Annotated in this window: 16 protein-coding genes; 6 read left to right on the top strand and 10 right to left on the bottom strand. The window is 69.3% G+C overall.

All coding sequences use genetic code 11. From position 1 onward, the window contains the following. Positions 1 to 95 precede the first annotated feature (95 nt). Entirely contained in the window at positions 96 to 620 is a 525-nt protein-coding gene (locus ABT340_RS01275) for a MarR family winged helix-turn-helix transcriptional regulator (protein WP_352008628.1), read from the bottom strand. A gap of 74 nt (positions 621 to 694) precedes the next feature. Between ABT340_RS01275 and ABT340_RS01270 the strand changes: the two genes are divergently transcribed. The 3 genes from ABT340_RS01270 to ABT340_RS01260 all read left to right on the top strand — a co-directional run bounded on the left by ABT340_RS01270 (position 695) and on the right by ABT340_RS01260 (position 4,421). Continuing rightward, positions 695 to 1,783, top strand: a complete 1,089-nt coding sequence (locus ABT340_RS01270; protein ID WP_352008627.1) for a substrate-binding domain-containing protein — start codon at positions 695 to 697, stop codon at positions 1,781 to 1,783. Between the two features lie 80 nt (positions 1,784 to 1,863). Next, positions 1,864 to 3,258 (top strand): APC family permease, encoded by a 1,395-nt coding sequence (locus tag ABT340_RS01265; RefSeq protein WP_352008626.1) that lies wholly within the window; start codon positions 1,864 to 1,866, stop codon positions 3,256 to 3,258. 152 nt (positions 3,259 to 3,410) lie between these two features. Next, positions 3,411 to 4,421: an acetamidase/formamidase family protein gene (locus tag ABT340_RS01260; protein ID WP_352008625.1), complete on the top strand. Its 1,011-nt coding sequence runs from the start codon at positions 3,411 to 3,413 to the stop codon at positions 4,419 to 4,421. A 156-nt stretch (positions 4,422 to 4,577) separates the two neighbouring features. Here the strand turns inward: ABT340_RS01260 and ABT340_RS01255 are convergent, their stop codons facing one another. From ABT340_RS01255 to ABT340_RS01240, 4 genes are all read right to left on the bottom strand, one after another. Then, positions 4,578 to 5,213, bottom strand: coding sequence for a hypothetical protein (locus ABT340_RS01255; RefSeq protein WP_352008624.1), 636 nt, complete (start codon positions 5,211 to 5,213; stop codon positions 4,578 to 4,580). 165 nt (positions 5,214 to 5,378) lie between these two features. Further along, positions 5,379 to 6,269 carry a Gfo/Idh/MocA family protein gene (locus ABT340_RS01250; protein ID WP_352008623.1) on the bottom strand — a complete coding sequence of 297 codons (891 nt, stop codon included), beginning with the start codon at positions 6,267 to 6,269 and terminating at the stop codon, positions 5,379 to 5,381. Between the two features lie 16 nt (positions 6,270 to 6,285). Further along, positions 6,286 to 7,230 carry an NAD-dependent epimerase/dehydratase family protein gene (locus tag ABT340_RS01245; RefSeq protein ID WP_352008622.1) on the bottom strand — a complete coding sequence of 315 codons (945 nt, stop codon included), beginning with the start codon at positions 7,228 to 7,230 and terminating at the stop codon, positions 6,286 to 6,288. A gap of 29 nt (positions 7,231 to 7,259) precedes the next feature. After that, complete coding sequence (locus tag ABT340_RS01240) at positions 7,260 to 7,604, bottom strand: YrdB family protein (RefSeq protein WP_352008621.1); 345 nt, start codon at positions 7,602 to 7,604, stop codon at positions 7,260 to 7,262. Positions 7,605 to 7,719: 115 nt separating this feature from the next. Between ABT340_RS01240 and ABT340_RS01235 the strand changes: the two genes are divergently transcribed. Further along, the gene (locus ABT340_RS01235) at positions 7,720 to 8,418 is read left to right on the top strand and encodes a TetR/AcrR family transcriptional regulator (protein ID WP_352008620.1); all 699 of its coding nucleotides are present in this window, start codon (positions 7,720 to 7,722) and stop codon (positions 8,416 to 8,418) included. Between the two features lies 1 nt (position 8,419). Here ABT340_RS01235 and ABT340_RS01230 read toward each other — a convergent pair whose 3' ends face one another. Next, a complete protein-coding gene (locus tag ABT340_RS01230) occupies positions 8,420 to 9,190 on the bottom strand; it encodes a DUF2267 domain-containing protein (protein WP_352008619.1) in 771 nt (256 codons plus the stop codon). A 376-nt stretch (positions 9,191 to 9,566) separates the two neighbouring features. On the opposite strand from ABT340_RS01230, the gene ABT340_RS01225 reads away from it, so the two are divergent. After that, the gene (locus ABT340_RS01225) at positions 9,567 to 10,421 is read left to right on the top strand and encodes a glycoside hydrolase family 19 protein (protein WP_352008618.1); all 855 of its coding nucleotides are present in this window, start codon (positions 9,567 to 9,569) and stop codon (positions 10,419 to 10,421) included. Positions 10,422 to 10,500: 79 nt separating this feature from the next. On the opposite strand, the gene ABT340_RS01220 is transcribed toward ABT340_RS01225, so the two are convergent. From ABT340_RS01220 to ABT340_RS01205, 4 genes are all read right to left on the bottom strand, one after another. Continuing rightward, entirely contained in the window at positions 10,501 to 10,839 is a 339-nt protein-coding gene (locus ABT340_RS01220; RefSeq protein WP_352008617.1) for a hypothetical protein, read from the bottom strand. 75 nt (positions 10,840 to 10,914) lie between these two features. Then, complete coding sequence (locus tag ABT340_RS01215; protein WP_352008616.1) at positions 10,915 to 11,250, bottom strand: hypothetical protein; 336 nt, start codon at positions 11,248 to 11,250, stop codon at positions 10,915 to 10,917. A 297-nt stretch (positions 11,251 to 11,547) separates the two neighbouring features. Next, positions 11,548 to 12,870 carry a carotenoid oxygenase family protein gene (locus ABT340_RS01210; RefSeq protein ID WP_352008615.1) on the bottom strand — a complete coding sequence of 441 codons (1,323 nt, stop codon included), beginning with the start codon at positions 12,868 to 12,870 and terminating at the stop codon, positions 11,548 to 11,550. A 39-nt stretch (positions 12,871 to 12,909) separates the two neighbouring features. After that, positions 12,910 to 13,476 (bottom strand): hypothetical protein, encoded by a 567-nt coding sequence (locus tag ABT340_RS01205; protein ID WP_352008614.1) that lies wholly within the window; start codon positions 13,474 to 13,476, stop codon positions 12,910 to 12,912. A gap of 95 nt (positions 13,477 to 13,571) precedes the next feature. On the opposite strand from ABT340_RS01205, the gene ABT340_RS01200 reads away from it, so the two are divergent. Next, on the top strand, positions 13,572 to 14,168 hold the full coding sequence (locus ABT340_RS01200; protein ID WP_352008613.1) for a PadR family transcriptional regulator: 597 nt from the start codon (positions 13,572 to 13,574) through the stop codon (positions 14,166 to 14,168). Positions 14,169 to 14,235 lie beyond the last annotated feature (67 nt).

Raw genomic sequence — 14,235 nt, 5'->3', positions numbered from 1 at the left:
CTTCCGTGTCCCGCCCCGAGGCAGGGCGAAGGCCCGGTCCCCCTAGGGGCCGGGCCGTGAGACCTCCCGCCGCCCTCGGGGCGGCGGGGGAACGCTCAGGAGCGCAGCGCGGGAACGGCGGTGCCGTCTCGCTCGGCGAGCCTGCCCGCAGGCCGCTCGGCGAGCCGGTCCGACGGCCGCTCCGCGGGGGCCTCGTTCAGGGCCCTGACCAGTCGTTCGAGCTCGCTCATGAGTTGTTCGGTGCGTTCGGTGCCGTAGGCGGCCTCGATCTCCCTGTGGTGCTCCGCGACCGATCCCTCGACGCGGTTGAGCAGCTCGGCACCACGGTCGGCGAGGAACACCGCGACCCTGCGGCGGTCGGCGGGGTCGTGACCGCGATAGACGAACGCGCGGTCGATGAGCCGGTCGATCGCCTTGGTGAGCGTCGGATGCGGCATCAGAACCGTCTCGGCCAGATCCCCCATCGAGTGACCGCAATCGTCGGCGAGGGCACGAAGTATGCGCCACTGCTCGACGCTGACGTCCTCAGCGGTGAGCGCGGCGGCGAGACCCCGGTTGACACTACGCTCAGCTCGGCTGAGCAGGTAGGCCAGCGAGGATCCCAGCCCGGTCGTCACCATGTGAAGCTCCCGTCTGTATCCCGGGTGAGTAACGGGCCTCCCATACCCGTCCTTTCAGGAGGATACTCTGCAATGTGGCAGAAGCCATCACACCCGTGATCGAACCCCTGGAAGCTCAGCTCCTCCAAGGGGTCGCCCTACGTGTCGGGCTCGTGGTCCCCATCTCCGGGGTCCTCGGGCTTGTAGGTCCATGCGCGATCAACTGCGCCGTCCTCGCCTCCGACGAGGTGAACCTCACAGGCGGCATTCTCGGCAGACCGGTCGAGCTGGTCCTCATCGACGGAGGGAGACCCGCGGAGGAGGTGGCCGCCGAGGTCGGGGAACTGGCGCGCGGCAAGGTGATCGACGCGGTCGTCGGCACCTGTGGCAGTGACGTCCGGATCTCGATCGTGCGGGCGCTCGCCGGGCGCCTGCCGTTCGTCTACGCCCCTCCCTACGAGGGAGGCGGCCACTCCCCCGGCGTCTACTTCCTCGGGGAGACACCGGAACGGCAGCTCAAGCCGGGGCTCGACTGGCTGATCGAGCTGCGGCGGGCCAAGCGGTGGTTCCTGCTGGGCAACGACTACATCTGGCCGCGCCTGGTTCACGGGGCCACCCGGCGCTACCTCGCCTCGCGCGGGGCGTCGGTGGTCGGCGAACGCTACGTCCCGTACGGCAAGCCCGACCTGAGCAGGATTCTGGACCACCTGGTGGCCAGCAGGCCGGATGCCGTGCTTCTCAGTCTGATCGGCAGTGACCTGGTCGACTTCAACCGCGCCTTCACCGCGGCAGGCCTCGGCTTCCCCCGTCTCTGCGGGGCGCTGGAGGAGCACGGCCTGCTCGGCATCGGCGGCGACGACACCGGCGAGCTATACGGCGCTATGGGGTATTTCTCCAGTCTCGTCACCGATGACAGCTTGAGTCTGGGAGAGCGTTACACTCGCCGTTTCGGATCAAATGCGCCGTTGCTCAACGGGCACGGCCAGGGCTGCTATGAGGCGGTGCTGATGCTCGCGGCACTCGCGAGACGCGCGGGAACCCTCCACGTGCCCGCGCTTGACGAGGTCGCCGACGGCACCTCGATCGTCACCGCGCGGGGACGCCTGACCCTCCAGGACCACGGGGTACGGCGTGGCGCCCACATCGGCAGAGCGGACGGTCTCGATTTCGACATCGTTCGATAAAAAGTTGCCTCTGCAAACTTTTCCTTTTCAAGGATTCGTCCTAAAGTGACGCTTGCAACATCTCTTTTAGGAGTAGTTCCATGACTACTGACCCCTCCCTGGAACAGTTCGGTTACCGGCAGGAGCTCCGAAGGACGCTGAGCTTCAATGACCTGCTGATCTACGGACTGATCTTCATGGTCCCGATCGCGCCCTTCGGGATCTTCGGAAGCGTCTTCCAGGCGTCCGGTGGCATGGTCGCACTCGCGTACATCATCGGTATGGTCGCCATGGCCTTCACCGCGTTCTCCTACGCGCAGATGGCCAAGGCCTTCCCGATGGCCGGTTCGGTCTACACCTACGCGGGCCGGGGAATCGTCGGTCCCGTCGGATTCATCGCCGGCTGGGCGATGCTGCTCGACTACGTGCTGGTGCCCGCGCTGCTGTACCTCATCGCCAGCCTGGCGATGGCGTCGTTCGTACCGCTGCCGGTATGGGCCTGGCTGCTGGTGTTCGTCGTCCTCAACACGGTCGTCAACTACACCGGCATCCAGATGACCGCGCGGATCACGAGGTACATGCTGATCGCCGAGCTCGTCGTGCTCGCGATCTTCATCATCATCGGTCTGTTCGCGCTCCTTCAGGGCAAGGCGCAGACCGGCGCGTTGACTCCGTTGTTCAACCCCGACACCTTCTCCTGGCCGCTGGCCTTCGGTGCGGTCTCCGTCGCGGTGCTCTCCTTCCTCGGTTTCGACGGTATCTCCATGCTGGCCGAGGAGAGCAAGGTCGACAGCGCCAAGATCGGCCGCTCGATGATCGCCGCCCTGGGCCTGGCCGGTGCCCTGTTCATCGTGCAGACCTGGATCGGCGCGCTGCTCACCCCCAACCGCAGCCAGCTGCTGAGCGGTGGCGACCCCAACGGCACCGCCTTCTACGACATGGCCGAGTTCGCCGGTGGCCACTGGCTGAGCATCCTGACCGCGATCTCCACCGCCATCGCCTGGGGCTTCGCCAACTCCCTGGTCGCCCAGGCCGCCACCTCGCGTCTGCTGTACGCCATGGCCCGTGACCGCCAGCTGCCCGCCTTCCTCTCCAAGATCCACCCCAAGACCAAGGTGCCGGTCAACGCCACCATCCTGGTGGCTCTGGTCTCCCTGGCGGTCGGCATCTTCCTGGCCAACCGCGAGGACGGCGTCGCCCTGATCAGCGGCCTGGTGAACTTCGGCGCGATGACCGCCTTCCTGGCGCTGCACCTGTCGGTGATCGTGCACTACTTCTTCAAGAAGCGCAGCCGTGACCTGTGGCGGCACCTGCTCGCCCCGCTGATCGGCTTCGGCATCCTGGTCTACGTGGTGATCAACGCCAGCATCGCCGCGCAGGTCGTGGGCATCGTCTGGCTCGCCATCGGCCTGCTGGTGCTCGCCACCTTCTTCGCCTACGGCCGCCGCCCCCTGCTGGCCGCCCTCGGCGAGTCGCACGACGCCCCCCTGAAGTAGGTCCCCCGCGACGTCGCCGCACACCCCCCGCGTCACGCCCCCTTCCGATTCACACAAGGACAGTAGATGCACGAGATCTTTCTTGAGGTGGAGGAGGGTTCCACCTGTGCCCTCCCCGGTTCGGTGACGCGCCTCAGCCAGGCGGGTGTGCGGTGAACGTCGTCTCCTACCGTCCCTCCCCCGAGGAACTCAGCTACACCTTCGGCGGCAGGCCCGCCGTCGGCACGGTCAAGCCCGGCACGATCCTCGAGCTCTACACCGAGGACTGCTTCGGCGGCCGGGTCCGCTCCGTCGACGACCTGCCCTCGCAGGTCTGCGAGTTCCCCTACCTGAACCCGGTGACCGGCCCCTTCCACGTCGAGGGCGCCGAGCCCGGAGACACGCTGGCGCTGCACTTCGTCTCCATCGAGCCCGCCAGGGACTGGGCCGTGTCGGCGACGTTCCCGCACTTCGGGGCGCTGACCGGCACGCACACCACCGCCATGCTGACCCCGCCGCTCGACGAGGTCGTCTGGCGTTACGACATCGACGTGGCCGCGGGTGTGGCGCGTTACCACGCCCGCAACAGCGACTTCACCGTGGACCTGCCGCTCGACCCGATGCACGGCACGGTCGGCGTCGCGCCCGGCGCGTCCGAGGCCCGGATGACCATCACCCCGGACGCCCACGGCGGCAACATGGACACCCCGGAGCTGCGTGCCGGGGTGACCGTCTACCTCGGCGTCAACGTGCCGGGCGGCCTGTTCGCCGTCGGCGACGGGCACGCCCGCCAGGGCCACGGCGAGGTGTGCGGCACGGCCATCGAGTCGGCGATGAACACCGTGGTCGCGGTCGAGCTGATCAAGGGCGTCACCACCCCGTGGCCGCGCCTGGAGGACGACCACAGCCTGATGTCGACCGGTTCGGCCCGTCCGCTTGAGGACGCCTACCGGATCAGTCAGCACGACCTGGTCACCTGGACCTCGGAGGTCACCGGCCTGGAGACGCTGGACGCCTACCAGCTGGTCAGCCAGATCGGCGAGGCTCCGGTCGGCAACGTCTGCGACAGCAACTACACGATGGTCGCCAAGCTCCCCAAGGCCTACCTCGGCGGGGGCGGCGTCTACGAGTCGGCCCACGAGCGTCTGCGCGACCTGGGCCGGCGGTACCTCGCCCAGCGCTGACGGCGCGGGCCTGCGGGGAAGAGACGTCCCGCGCCGCGTACCGCCGGGGTACGGGGCGCGGGGCCTCCCGGAAAAGGCCGGAAAAGACCGGAGAACGCCACGGGGCCGGTCCTCTCGGATCTGAGAGGACCGGCCCCGTCGTCGTTCCGCCCCGGCTCAGCCCGCGCCCGGGACCGTGACGTTCTTCTCCTTGAAGCCGAAGCCGCTGCCGGTGGCCTGCCGCTGCAGTTCGCCGAAGACGTCCTTGCTGGCGTCGAGGTCCTTCTCGGTCGCCGTCCCGCCCTTCAGTTTGCTGGTCAGGGCGGCGAAGCTGTTGGTCACGCTCTGCACCGCGTGGCACAGCGCCGGGTTGGCCTCGGCGAACCTCTTGGCCACCTTGAGCTCGTGGAGGGCGAACAGCCCGGCTATGGCGGCCTTGACGAAGGTGCGCTTGCGCTTGTCCGCGCCCTCCTTGAACCCGCCCGCCCGCAGCGGCTTGTAGATGTAGCGGTGGAAGGCGCCCAGCGCGAGCCCGGCGTGCAGGGCGAAGCGCGTCTTGGCGAACCGCTTGGTGTTGCCCGTCGTCGGGCAGGGTGAGTTGTCGCCGGAGACCGTCGGCGACGGCGCGACCCCCGCCCCCTGCGCGCCGACCGGCCCGTTGGCCTGCCCGCCCGCCGGCGCCCCGGCCGCCGGAGCCTTACTCGCCGGAGGCGCCATGGCCGAGGGCGCGCCGGTGCCGCAGCCGCCGAGCAACATCACCGCCAGGAACACCGCGGTCAGCGCGGCGCCCGATCGAGCACTCCGCTCAGTCACTTCTCCCCCTCGCTGGAAATCCGTGACGTCACGGCCGGTTTCCGCACGGGGGGATCATGGATGCCCGGCAACCGCCACAGACAGGATGAGACGGCTTCTCACCGCCCATGGCATCGTCTCCCACCTTCGGCCAGAAAACCGGCATCGACACACCCAGGGGACGACTCACCCCACGCAGGCGGTCACGATCTCCTCGCACAGGGCGTGGGTGGCCAGGGCGTCCCGCGCGTCCACCGGCGTGCCGGCGCGGACCGCGCCGAGGAACTCCAGGCAGGAACGTTCGATGCCACGCTGGCGGGAGACGGGGGTCCAGTCTCCGCGCCGGGTCAGGGTCTCCGCGCCGGCGTGGTCGATCACGTCGGCGAGGTTGACCACCCGCCGCTTGACTCCCCCGCCCATCACCTCGACCGTCTCCTCGGCGGCGCCGCTCACCCTGCTCATGATCCCGAAGGCCGTGAAGCCGTCTCCGGACAGTTCGAGCGTCACGTGTTCGAGCAGGCCGTCCCTGACCCTGGTCCTGATCCCGGTGTGGTCGACCCGTCCGGGCACCAGGAACCTGAGGGTGTCCACGACGTGGATGAAGTCGTCGAGGACGACCACCCGGGGGTCCTCGGCGAGGTCGGCCCGGTTCTTCTGCATCACGACCAGCTGGCGGGGCAGGCCGAGCAGGTCCGTGTACGGCGGCGCCCAGCGGCGGTTGAACCCCACGAAGAGCGAAACCCCCCGGTCGCGCGCGAGCCGTACCAGGCGCTCGGACTCGGCCAGCGTGTAGGCGATCGGCTTGTCCAGGTAGACGTGCACCCCGGCCTCGATCAGCGGTTCGGCGATCTCCACGTGGGCCTCGGTCGCCGCGTGCACGAAGGCCGCCTCGACCCCGGCGTCGATCACCTCGCCGACCGAGGTGAGGCGGCCTCCGATCCGGTGGGCGTCGCCGAGGCGGTCGAGGGTGGCGCGGTCACGGGTGCACAGGTGCAGGTCGAGGCCGGGGAGCGCGGTCAGCACCGGCAGGTAGGCCTTGCGCGCGATGTCCCCGAGGCCGATCATGGCGATCTTCATGCTCAGAGCGTACGGCTCACGCCGCCCTGGCCGGCCGGTCGCGCCACCAGGCGATCGTCGCGGCCAGCGCCTCGTCCATCGGGGTCGGCGTCACGCCGAAGGTCGTCTGGAAGTCGGCCGAGTCCATGACGAAGGGCCGGACAAACTGGTAACGCAGTTCCTCAAGCTCGGCGAGCATGGGGGACACGAGCCCTCCTGCGCGGATCATCCAGTGGGGCATTGACCTGACGCCGGGGTTCCTGACGCCCGCGATCTCGCACATCCGCTCGGCGACCTGGCGCGCCGTGATCGGCTCCGTCGTCGGGACGTGCCAGGCGCGGCCCCAGGAGCGGTCGTCGGTGGCGGCCGTCACCAGGGCGGCGGCCACGTCGGGCACGTAGGTCCAGCTGTGCGGCTGGTCGGGGTCGCCGATCATACGCACCGTCTTCCCGCCGAGCAGCCGGGGCACCAGCCGTTCCCCCAGATGTGACTGGTCGAGGCAGCCGGGTCCGAAGTAGTCCGACCCCCGCACCTCGGTCACCCGGACCTGGCCCGCCCGGTGGGCCTCCAGCGCCTGCCGCCACATCCGCGCCCTGATCTCCCCCTTGGCGCTGGGCGGGGTGAGCGGGTCGTCCTCCCGCATGGGCCGTCCGGGAGCGGCGTAGACGTAGAGGTTGCCGAGGATGACGTATCCCGCCCCGCTCTCCCGTGCCGCGCAGAGCAGCGACTCCGCCAGCGGCGGCCAATCCTGCGCCCAGCGGTGGTAGGGCGGGTTGACGCAGTTGTAGAGGGCGTCGGCGCCCCTGGCCAGGCCGGTCATCCGCCTCCCGTCGGCCGCGTCGGCGGCGACCCGGGTGACGCCCGGCAGGTCGGGGCCCGATCCCGAGCGGCTGACGAGGACGACCTCGTGTCCCTGCCCGGCCAGGAGTCCGGCGACCTGCGAGCCGACCTGTCCGGCTCCCGCGACGACGTGCTTGCCCATGTCCGTTCCCTTTCCCTCGTTGTGCGCGGTCACTGGTTCCACACCAGCCGCAGCACGGCGTTGACGACGTAGACGGCGGCGAAGACGACGCCGGGGGCCACGCGGCCCGCCATGACCAGCGCCGCGGCGCCGCCGCCGAACCACAGGACCTCAAGGGCCACCCTGGCGAACCCGGTGAGCGGGATCATCGCGCCGTTGGCGGCGCCGAAGACCGCCCAGACCGCGATGAACAGGGCGGGCGCGCCGAGTCCGAGCAGCAGCCGCAGCGGCCAGTTCGACCCCACGGTGAAGCCCCAGTAGGCGGTCGAACCGAGAACGCCCAGTTCAAGCAGGAACATGACGAGGAGGTTGACGTTCTTGGCCAGGGACAGCATCGGGGGACTCCTTGCAGATTGCCATTCCGTTTCGAGAGCAATGCTCTCTCAGATCGGTCACGCCAGTCAAGAGCAGTGCTCTCTTTTTCTTGCATCGCTCTGATATGGTCCGGACATGAGCTCAAGCCGCACGGCGCGCGAACGTGTCCGCGCCGAACTGACCAGGGAGATCACCGACATCGCACGAGGCCAGCTGGCCACGGATGGGGCGACGGGCCTGTCACTACGCGCCGTCGCCCGGGAGATGGGCATGGTCTCCTCCGCGATCTACCGCTACTTCCCGTCCCGGGACGACCTGCTCACGGCTCTGATCATCGACGGCTACAACGCCCTCGGAGAGGCCGTGGAGCGGGCGGACGCCGCCGTCCCGCGCGAGGACCACACCGGCCGGTGGCTGGCGGTCTGCCACGCCGTACGGGACTGGGCGCTGGCCCACCCGCACGAGTACGCGCTGCTGTACGGCTCGCCGGTGCCCGGCTACAAGGCGCCGGTCGACACCGTCGCCGCGGCGATCCGCGACACCGTGGTCTACGGGCGGATCGTCTCCGACGCCCACGGCGCCGGGGTCCTGAACCCGCCGGGCGGCCTTCCCGCCCCGCCCGCGTCCTTCGGCGACGACGCGGGCCGGGTGCGGGACGTCATCCCCGAGGTCCCCGACGACGTCATCTCCCGCGCCCTGCTCGCCTGGACCGGGCTGTTCGGCTGGGTCAGCTTCGAGATCTTCGGCCAGTTCAACAACGCGGTCCTGGACCCCGCGACGGCCTTCGAACACACCATGCGCTGCCACGCGGCCCTGCTCGGACTGCCCGTCTGAGTCACCGGCCGGTGAGCAGTGTCCGATACTCGTCGGGCAGGCCCGCCATGACGTCGAGGAAGCCCCGCTCCGTGGTGGCCTCGCGCAGCGTGGTGAAGACGGCCCTGGCGTGCCCCCGCACGTCCTGACCGTCCGCCCGCTGCCGCTCGGCCACCCGCAGCACGAAGTCCTCAAGCGGCATCCGCACGCTCTCCGCGCGTCCCTCCGCCGCCCCCCGCTTGAGCGGCTCGTGCAGCGGCACGGCCAGTTCGCCGATCAGGTTCTCCGCCCTGCCCTCGGCGACGCACTCGGCGAGCGTCTCCAGCACCGCCTCGGTCGCGCGGTGGGCGTCGGCGGCCTCAAGCCCGGCGCGGCTCGCGACCCTGGCGAGGAACTCCTCCGCGGGCATCACCCGGACGCCGCGCCGCCGGGCCTCGGCCACCAGGGAGTCGAAGTCCTCCGGCAGGCAGGCGGCCACGCCGTCGATCGCCCCGGGCGCGGTCACCTCGCCGAGCAGCCAGAAGACCTCCCGCGCGTGCCGCGCCGCCACCTCGACGTCGACCCCCTCACGCTCGGCGACCCGGCGCAGGAACTCGTCCACGTCGAAGGGCTCGGGAGCCCTGCCGGTGCGCATCCACGCGCGCACCCGCTCCGGTAACCGCCCGAGCAGCCCCTCGCCGACCGAGAGCCGCTCACCCAGCGTCCCGAGTGTCGCGCGCACCGCGCGTTCGGCCTCGTCCTCGCCCAGACCGGCGTACCGCCTCAGGGTGCCGATGAACTCCTCGTACTCCACGGCTCACTCCTCCCCCGGCTCCTCCGGCCCCTCCTATGGTCAGCTACCCCGAATCCCGAATCGGCCACCAACCGCCCCGGTCAACTCGGCGTAGAGGGGGCACGCCCCTCCTCCCGACCCCGCGGTACGGCCCGCGCGACCCCCGGGGAGGGCGGCGGGTGCGCACTATGCGGAACTTTGCGTCCTACCTATTGACGCAAGAATTCAAATTCCTGTTAATTGTCGTCAATCCCGCGACGGCGACCTCCTGTGGAGCCCGTCCGCGGTGTCACCGTCCACCCCGGGGCCGGTCTCTTGTCGTTTCGTGCTCGTTTTTTCCGTCATGCAAGGAAGTGAAAGAATGCCGAGAAACCGCCTCACGTCATCCCTTTTCTCAATGGCGGTCGCCGGCGTGCTGGCCGCCGTTCCCCTGGCCTCCCCCGCCTCGGCCTCCACCGCCTCCGCCGCGCCCATCTGCGCGAGTGATTGGGATTCCGCCAAGGGCTACGCCGGTGGCCTGACCGCCTCCTACCAGGGCCACAACTGGCGGGCGAAGTGGTGGACGCGCGGCAACACCCCCGGCGGCCCGTCGGGCATCTGGACCGACCAGGGCGCCTGTGAGGCGAGCGAGGGCAACTTCGTCGTCACCGAGGCGCAGTTCAACGAGATGTTCCCCAAGCGCAACCCCTTCTACACCTACAACGGCCTGGTCACGGCACTGAGCGCCTACCCCGCATTCGCGGGCACCGGCGGTGACACGGTCAAGAAGCAGGAGGCCGCGGCCTTCCTGGCCAACATCAACCACGAGACCGGCGGCCTGGTCCACATCGTCGAGGTGAACACCGCCAACTACCCCCACTACTGCGACACCGACCAGCCCTTCGGCTGCCCCGCGGGCATCTCCTCCTACTACGGCCGGGGCCCGATCCAGCTGAGCTGGAACTTCAACTACAAGGCCGCCGGCGACGCCCTGGGCATCGACCTGCTCAACAACCCCAACCTGGTGCAGACCGAGGCCTCCGTCGCCTGGATGACCGGCATCTGGTACTGGATGACCCAGAACGGCCCCGGCACGATGACCCCGCACAACGCCATGGTCAACGGCGCCGGGTTCGGTGAGACGATCCGCAGCATCAACGGCCGCCTGGAGTGCGACGGCGGCAACCCCAGGCAGGTGCAGAGCCGCATCGACGCCTACAAGCGCTTCGCCGCGATCCTCGGGGTCGACCCGGGTGACAAGCTGAGCTGCTAGCGGTCACGACGGGCGGGGGCGCGCACCCCCGCCTGTGAGGGCCGCCCGGACAGGCGTCCGGGCGGCCCTCACAACCATGTCACTCCTGGATCAGGCAGATCAGGTAGTGACCGGGCAGACCCTCCTTGGCCCCGACGACCACCTTGGTGGGGTGGCTGTACCGGCAGGCGGCGACCGGGTCACCCGACCCCTTGTAGACGAGCCGCCCATTCCTGTCGGTGGAGTAACACCTGATGGAGCCGTACTCGTAGAAACCCAGTTCTGAGCCGTAGCTGACCTTCGCGGCGCAGTACTCACCGGTGTTCATGGGCCCCTGCCCCTGCTCGACGACGGCGGCCTGCGCGGGGGCGGCCACCGACAACGCCGCCGAGGCGGCCAGCACGGCACCGGAGAGCAAAGTGAGAACACGTCGGGACATAGCTGTCTCCAATCAGAAAGGAAATGGCTGGTGTTTCCCGTTCTCCGCTGATCCCGAAGGACCGCCGGAAAGACTTCAGACCTCGACCAGGCAGATCAGGTAGTGGGACGGCAGGCCTTCCTTGACACCGACGATCACCCGGCCCGGGTTGCTCGACCGGCAGGCGTCGTAGGCGTTTCCCGTCCCCAGGTAGGCGAACCGCCCCCCGACGTAGCCGTAGCAGTTGAGGGAGCCGCGTTCGTAGAGACCGACGACGGAGCGGGAGTCGATCCGGGCGATGCAGTACTCACCCGTGGTGATCGGACTCTCGCCGCGCTCGACGACGGCGGCCTGTGCGGGGGCGGCGACCGTGAGCACCGCCGAGGCGGCCAGCACGGCACCGGAAAGCAAAGTGAGAACACGTCCAGGCATGACTGTCTCCATAGGGAAAAGGCCTTCGGCTTTTCGTTCCCAGCTGTGCCGATATTCCCGCAGGACCATTTGACCTCAACGGTCCGCCACCGATAGCGGGACTCGCGTCGACGACAGAGCATCTAGACGAAGTATTGGATAGGAAACTTTCCTACGCAATACCATGGGGCCCGCCAAATTCCCGGTTCTGCGAGGTCCTCATAGCCCTCGGCGGTAAACAGCGCTTCACCCGCAAAGCGGGAAGGGACCCGCCCCCGCAGGCCCCTTCCCGGGTCAACCTTGGAAACGCCGTCCGGCTTACAGGTCCGGCAGCCAGGAGCCGTGGAAACCCGCCGGGACGCGGCGGGGAAGCCGGACCGAGGCGACGAACTCCAGATCCGCCGCGTCCAGGACGAGCAGCCGGGAGCCCTCCCCCGAGTGGTCGGTGACGATCGACATCAGCCAGCCGCCGTCCTCGGCCGCCGTGTCCGCCGCGGGCACGAAGATCGCCTCACCGGGGCGCCCCTCGGTGTCCCTGACCAGGGTCGCACCGGTCTCGGTGTCGTACTTCACGACCGCGTCGTCGGAGACGGTGTACAGCAGGCGGCTGTCACGGCCCAGCAGGTCCTCGTTGAACGTGGGGAACTCCACCGCGCGGTCGTCGCGCTGTTCCTCGGTCACCCCGCCGGTCGCCGGGTCGAGCACCCAGCGGTGCAGCACCGCTCCCCCGGTCTCGGCCGCGGGATTGGCGGCGCCACCGATCCTGCCCCAGATGGAGACGAAGGACTCACGCGTGTAGCGGATCGCGTCGAGCACCACCCGCCCCGAGGCGTCCTCACGGGCGTTGCCCACGTGGAAGACGTAGCACGGGTCGACATCGAACCACGTCACCTTCCCCGCGCGGTCCATCACGCCGATCCTGGCCCCGTAGGAGTCGCTCCACTGGAACGGCAGGCTCTTCCCGATCAGTTCCATGTCGAAGACGACCGGCAGGTCGAGCCAGATCACATGGTTCTCGGTGATCGCGAAGTCGTGGATCATCGTCGGCCCGGGCACCTCGACCTCACGGCTCTCCACCAGTTCCCCGGCCGCCGACAGGCGGTGGTAGGTCAGGTAGGGCGGCATGAAGCCGTACCCGAAGAAGTGCAGCTCACCGGTCACCGGGTCCAGCTTGGGGTGGGCGGTCATCCCCGTGGTCAGCCTCCCGCCGAAGTCGCACGGCCCGACCGTGTCGAGCTCGGGCGTCATCTCGTACGGGAAGCCGCTCTCGACCAGCGCGAGGATCCTGTCCGCGTGCCGGATGACCGAGGTGTTGGCGCTGACGGCGGTCCTGTCGAGGCCGTCCGGGCCGAGGAGCCTGGCGCCCTCGGTGAAGGAGCGGGTACGGACCCAGCGGTTGCGGTACCACTCCGCGCGGCCGTCGCGCAGCCTGACACCGTGGATCATGCCCGCCCCGGCGAACCAGTGCCCCGAGTCCTGGCCGGGCAGCGGGTTGGGCCCGTTGCGGAGGTAACGGCCCGTCAGCTCGGGAGGCAGGGTGCCGGTGACCGGCAGGTCGAAGGCGCCGATCTCGTCGGGGACCGGGGCGAGGTCACCGCTGAGGTAGGCGGGGGTTCCGGAGATCCCGGGAGTGGTGGTCACGTTCTGCTCCAGATGACTCGGTGGGAATCGCGAGGACGGTCAGGCCGCCTGGCCCCGGAACCGGGCCGCGGCGATCTTGGGATAACGGGCGGTGAAGACCATGGGCACCACGAAGGTGACGATCTTGACGGCGATGACGGCGGTGGTGGCGTGCGGAGCGACGCTCAGCAGTACGGCCAGCAGCACCGCGGCAACGACGAAGGCGGCACCCCACACCGCGGTGATGACCGCGTTGACCCGGTAGAACTGGGGAGTCCGCCAGATCTCCTCAGGGGCCATGCTCCTGGCGATGCCGAGGGTGAAGGGCTTGCGGATGGCCAGCGACCCCCAGGCGGTGAGCGCCAGCCAGGCGTTGACGAGGGCCGGGCCGTACGGGATGAGCGAGGAGGAGGGACCGGCGAAGGAGACGGCCGCGCTCAGGACGAAGAAGATCGCGGCACTGGTCTCGATCACCATCTGGTCCCAGTCCTTGCCGGAACGGCGGTCCACGACGATGAGCCCGAGTGCGATCACCAGCCCGGCCAGGGCCCCCCAACGCCACTCGTCACCGGTGGCGATCACGGCGTAGACGATCCACGGGAGGAACCCAAGAAAACTGCGGACCATGACTCGCTCTCTTCGCGCTCGACATTCCTATGCAGACAGGTCAAAGGTAGAACTTCCTGTAATGACATGTCAACACAGGAATGTAGGATCGAGGCATGAGCCTCCGACACGCACTGCTCGGCCTGCTGAGCCAGGGACCCGCGAGCGGCTACGACCTGCTGAAGACCTTCGACATCTCCCTCGCCAACGTGTGGCCCGCCACGCAGAGCCAGGTCTACGCCGAGCTCGGCCGTCTGGCGAGCACAGGCCTGGTCGAGGTGACCTCGGAAGGCCCGCGGGGCCGCAAGGAGTACGCCGTCACCGAGGCGGGGCGCGCCGAGCTGCGGCGCTGGCTGACGGAGACCGACCCCGGCCCCCTGGCCAGGCGCAGCGAGATGCTCCTGCGTGTCTTCTTCCTCGGCGAGGTCTCCCACGAACAGGCCGGCGCCTACCTGCGACGGCAGGCGGAACTCGGCGAGGAGCGAATCGGCAAACTGGCCCCCCTGCGGGAGATGATCAGCGCGATGGACGACGGCCTGTCGGTGTACGGCAGGCTCGCGCTCGAATGGGGGATGCGTTTCAGTGCCATGCAGCGGGACTGGGCGCTGTGGGCGGAGCAGGAGCTCGAACGGCTGCCCGCCGACAGGGGCTGCGACAGGGACTGTGAACGGAAGCCGGAATCCGGGGCCTGCGAGGAGGCGGACCGGACATGACTCGGCCGCGCCACGGGCGGATCTCGCCGTGGACGCGGCCAGGTTGAGGACACCGGGAACAACGGGG

It is taken from the genome of Streptosporangium sp. NPDC000239, from assembly GCF_040300765.1.
Lineage (GTDB): Bacteria > Actinomycetota > Actinomycetes > Streptosporangiales > Streptosporangiaceae > Streptosporangium.
The sequence above is the reverse complement of the archived record's forward strand: the minus strand, read 5'-3'. Positions and strand labels throughout refer to the sequence as shown.

Excerpts from the sequence above, each read along its gene's own strand:
- ABT340_RS01275 (WP_352008628.1), bottom strand. The coding sequence starts at position 620 with ATGGTGACGACCGGGCTGGGATCCTCGCTGGCCTACCTGCTCAGCCGA.
- ABT340_RS01265 (WP_352008626.1), top strand. The coding sequence starts at position 1,864 with ATGACTACTGACCCCTCCCTGGAACAGTTCGGTTACCGGCAGGAGCTC.
- ABT340_RS01250 (WP_352008623.1), bottom strand. The coding sequence starts at position 6,269 with ATGAAGATCGCCATGATCGGCCTCGGGGACATCGCGCGCAAGGCCTAC.
- ABT340_RS01245 (WP_352008622.1), bottom strand. The coding sequence starts at position 7,230 with ATGGGCAAGCACGTCGTCGCGGGAGCCGGACAGGTCGGCTCGCAGGTC.
- ABT340_RS01240 (WP_352008621.1), bottom strand. The coding sequence starts at position 7,604 with ATGCTGTCCCTGGCCAAGAACGTCAACCTCCTCGTCATGTTCCTGCTT.
- ABT340_RS01235 (WP_352008620.1), top strand. The coding sequence starts at position 7,720 with ATGAGCTCAAGCCGCACGGCGCGCGAACGTGTCCGCGCCGAACTGACC.
- ABT340_RS01225 (WP_352008618.1), top strand. The coding sequence starts at position 9,567 with ATGGCGGTCGCCGGCGTGCTGGCCGCCGTTCCCCTGGCCTCCCCCGCC.
- ABT340_RS01220 (WP_352008617.1), bottom strand. The coding sequence starts at position 10,839 with ATGTCCCGACGTGTTCTCACTTTGCTCTCCGGTGCCGTGCTGGCCGCC.
- ABT340_RS01215 (WP_352008616.1), bottom strand. The coding sequence starts at position 11,250 with ATGCCTGGACGTGTTCTCACTTTGCTTTCCGGTGCCGTGCTGGCCGCC.
- ABT340_RS01205 (WP_352008614.1), bottom strand. The coding sequence starts at position 13,476 with ATGGTCCGCAGTTTTCTTGGGTTCCTCCCGTGGATCGTCTACGCCGTG.
- ABT340_RS01200 (WP_352008613.1), top strand. The coding sequence starts at position 13,572 with ATGAGCCTCCGACACGCACTGCTCGGCCTGCTGAGCCAGGGACCCGCG.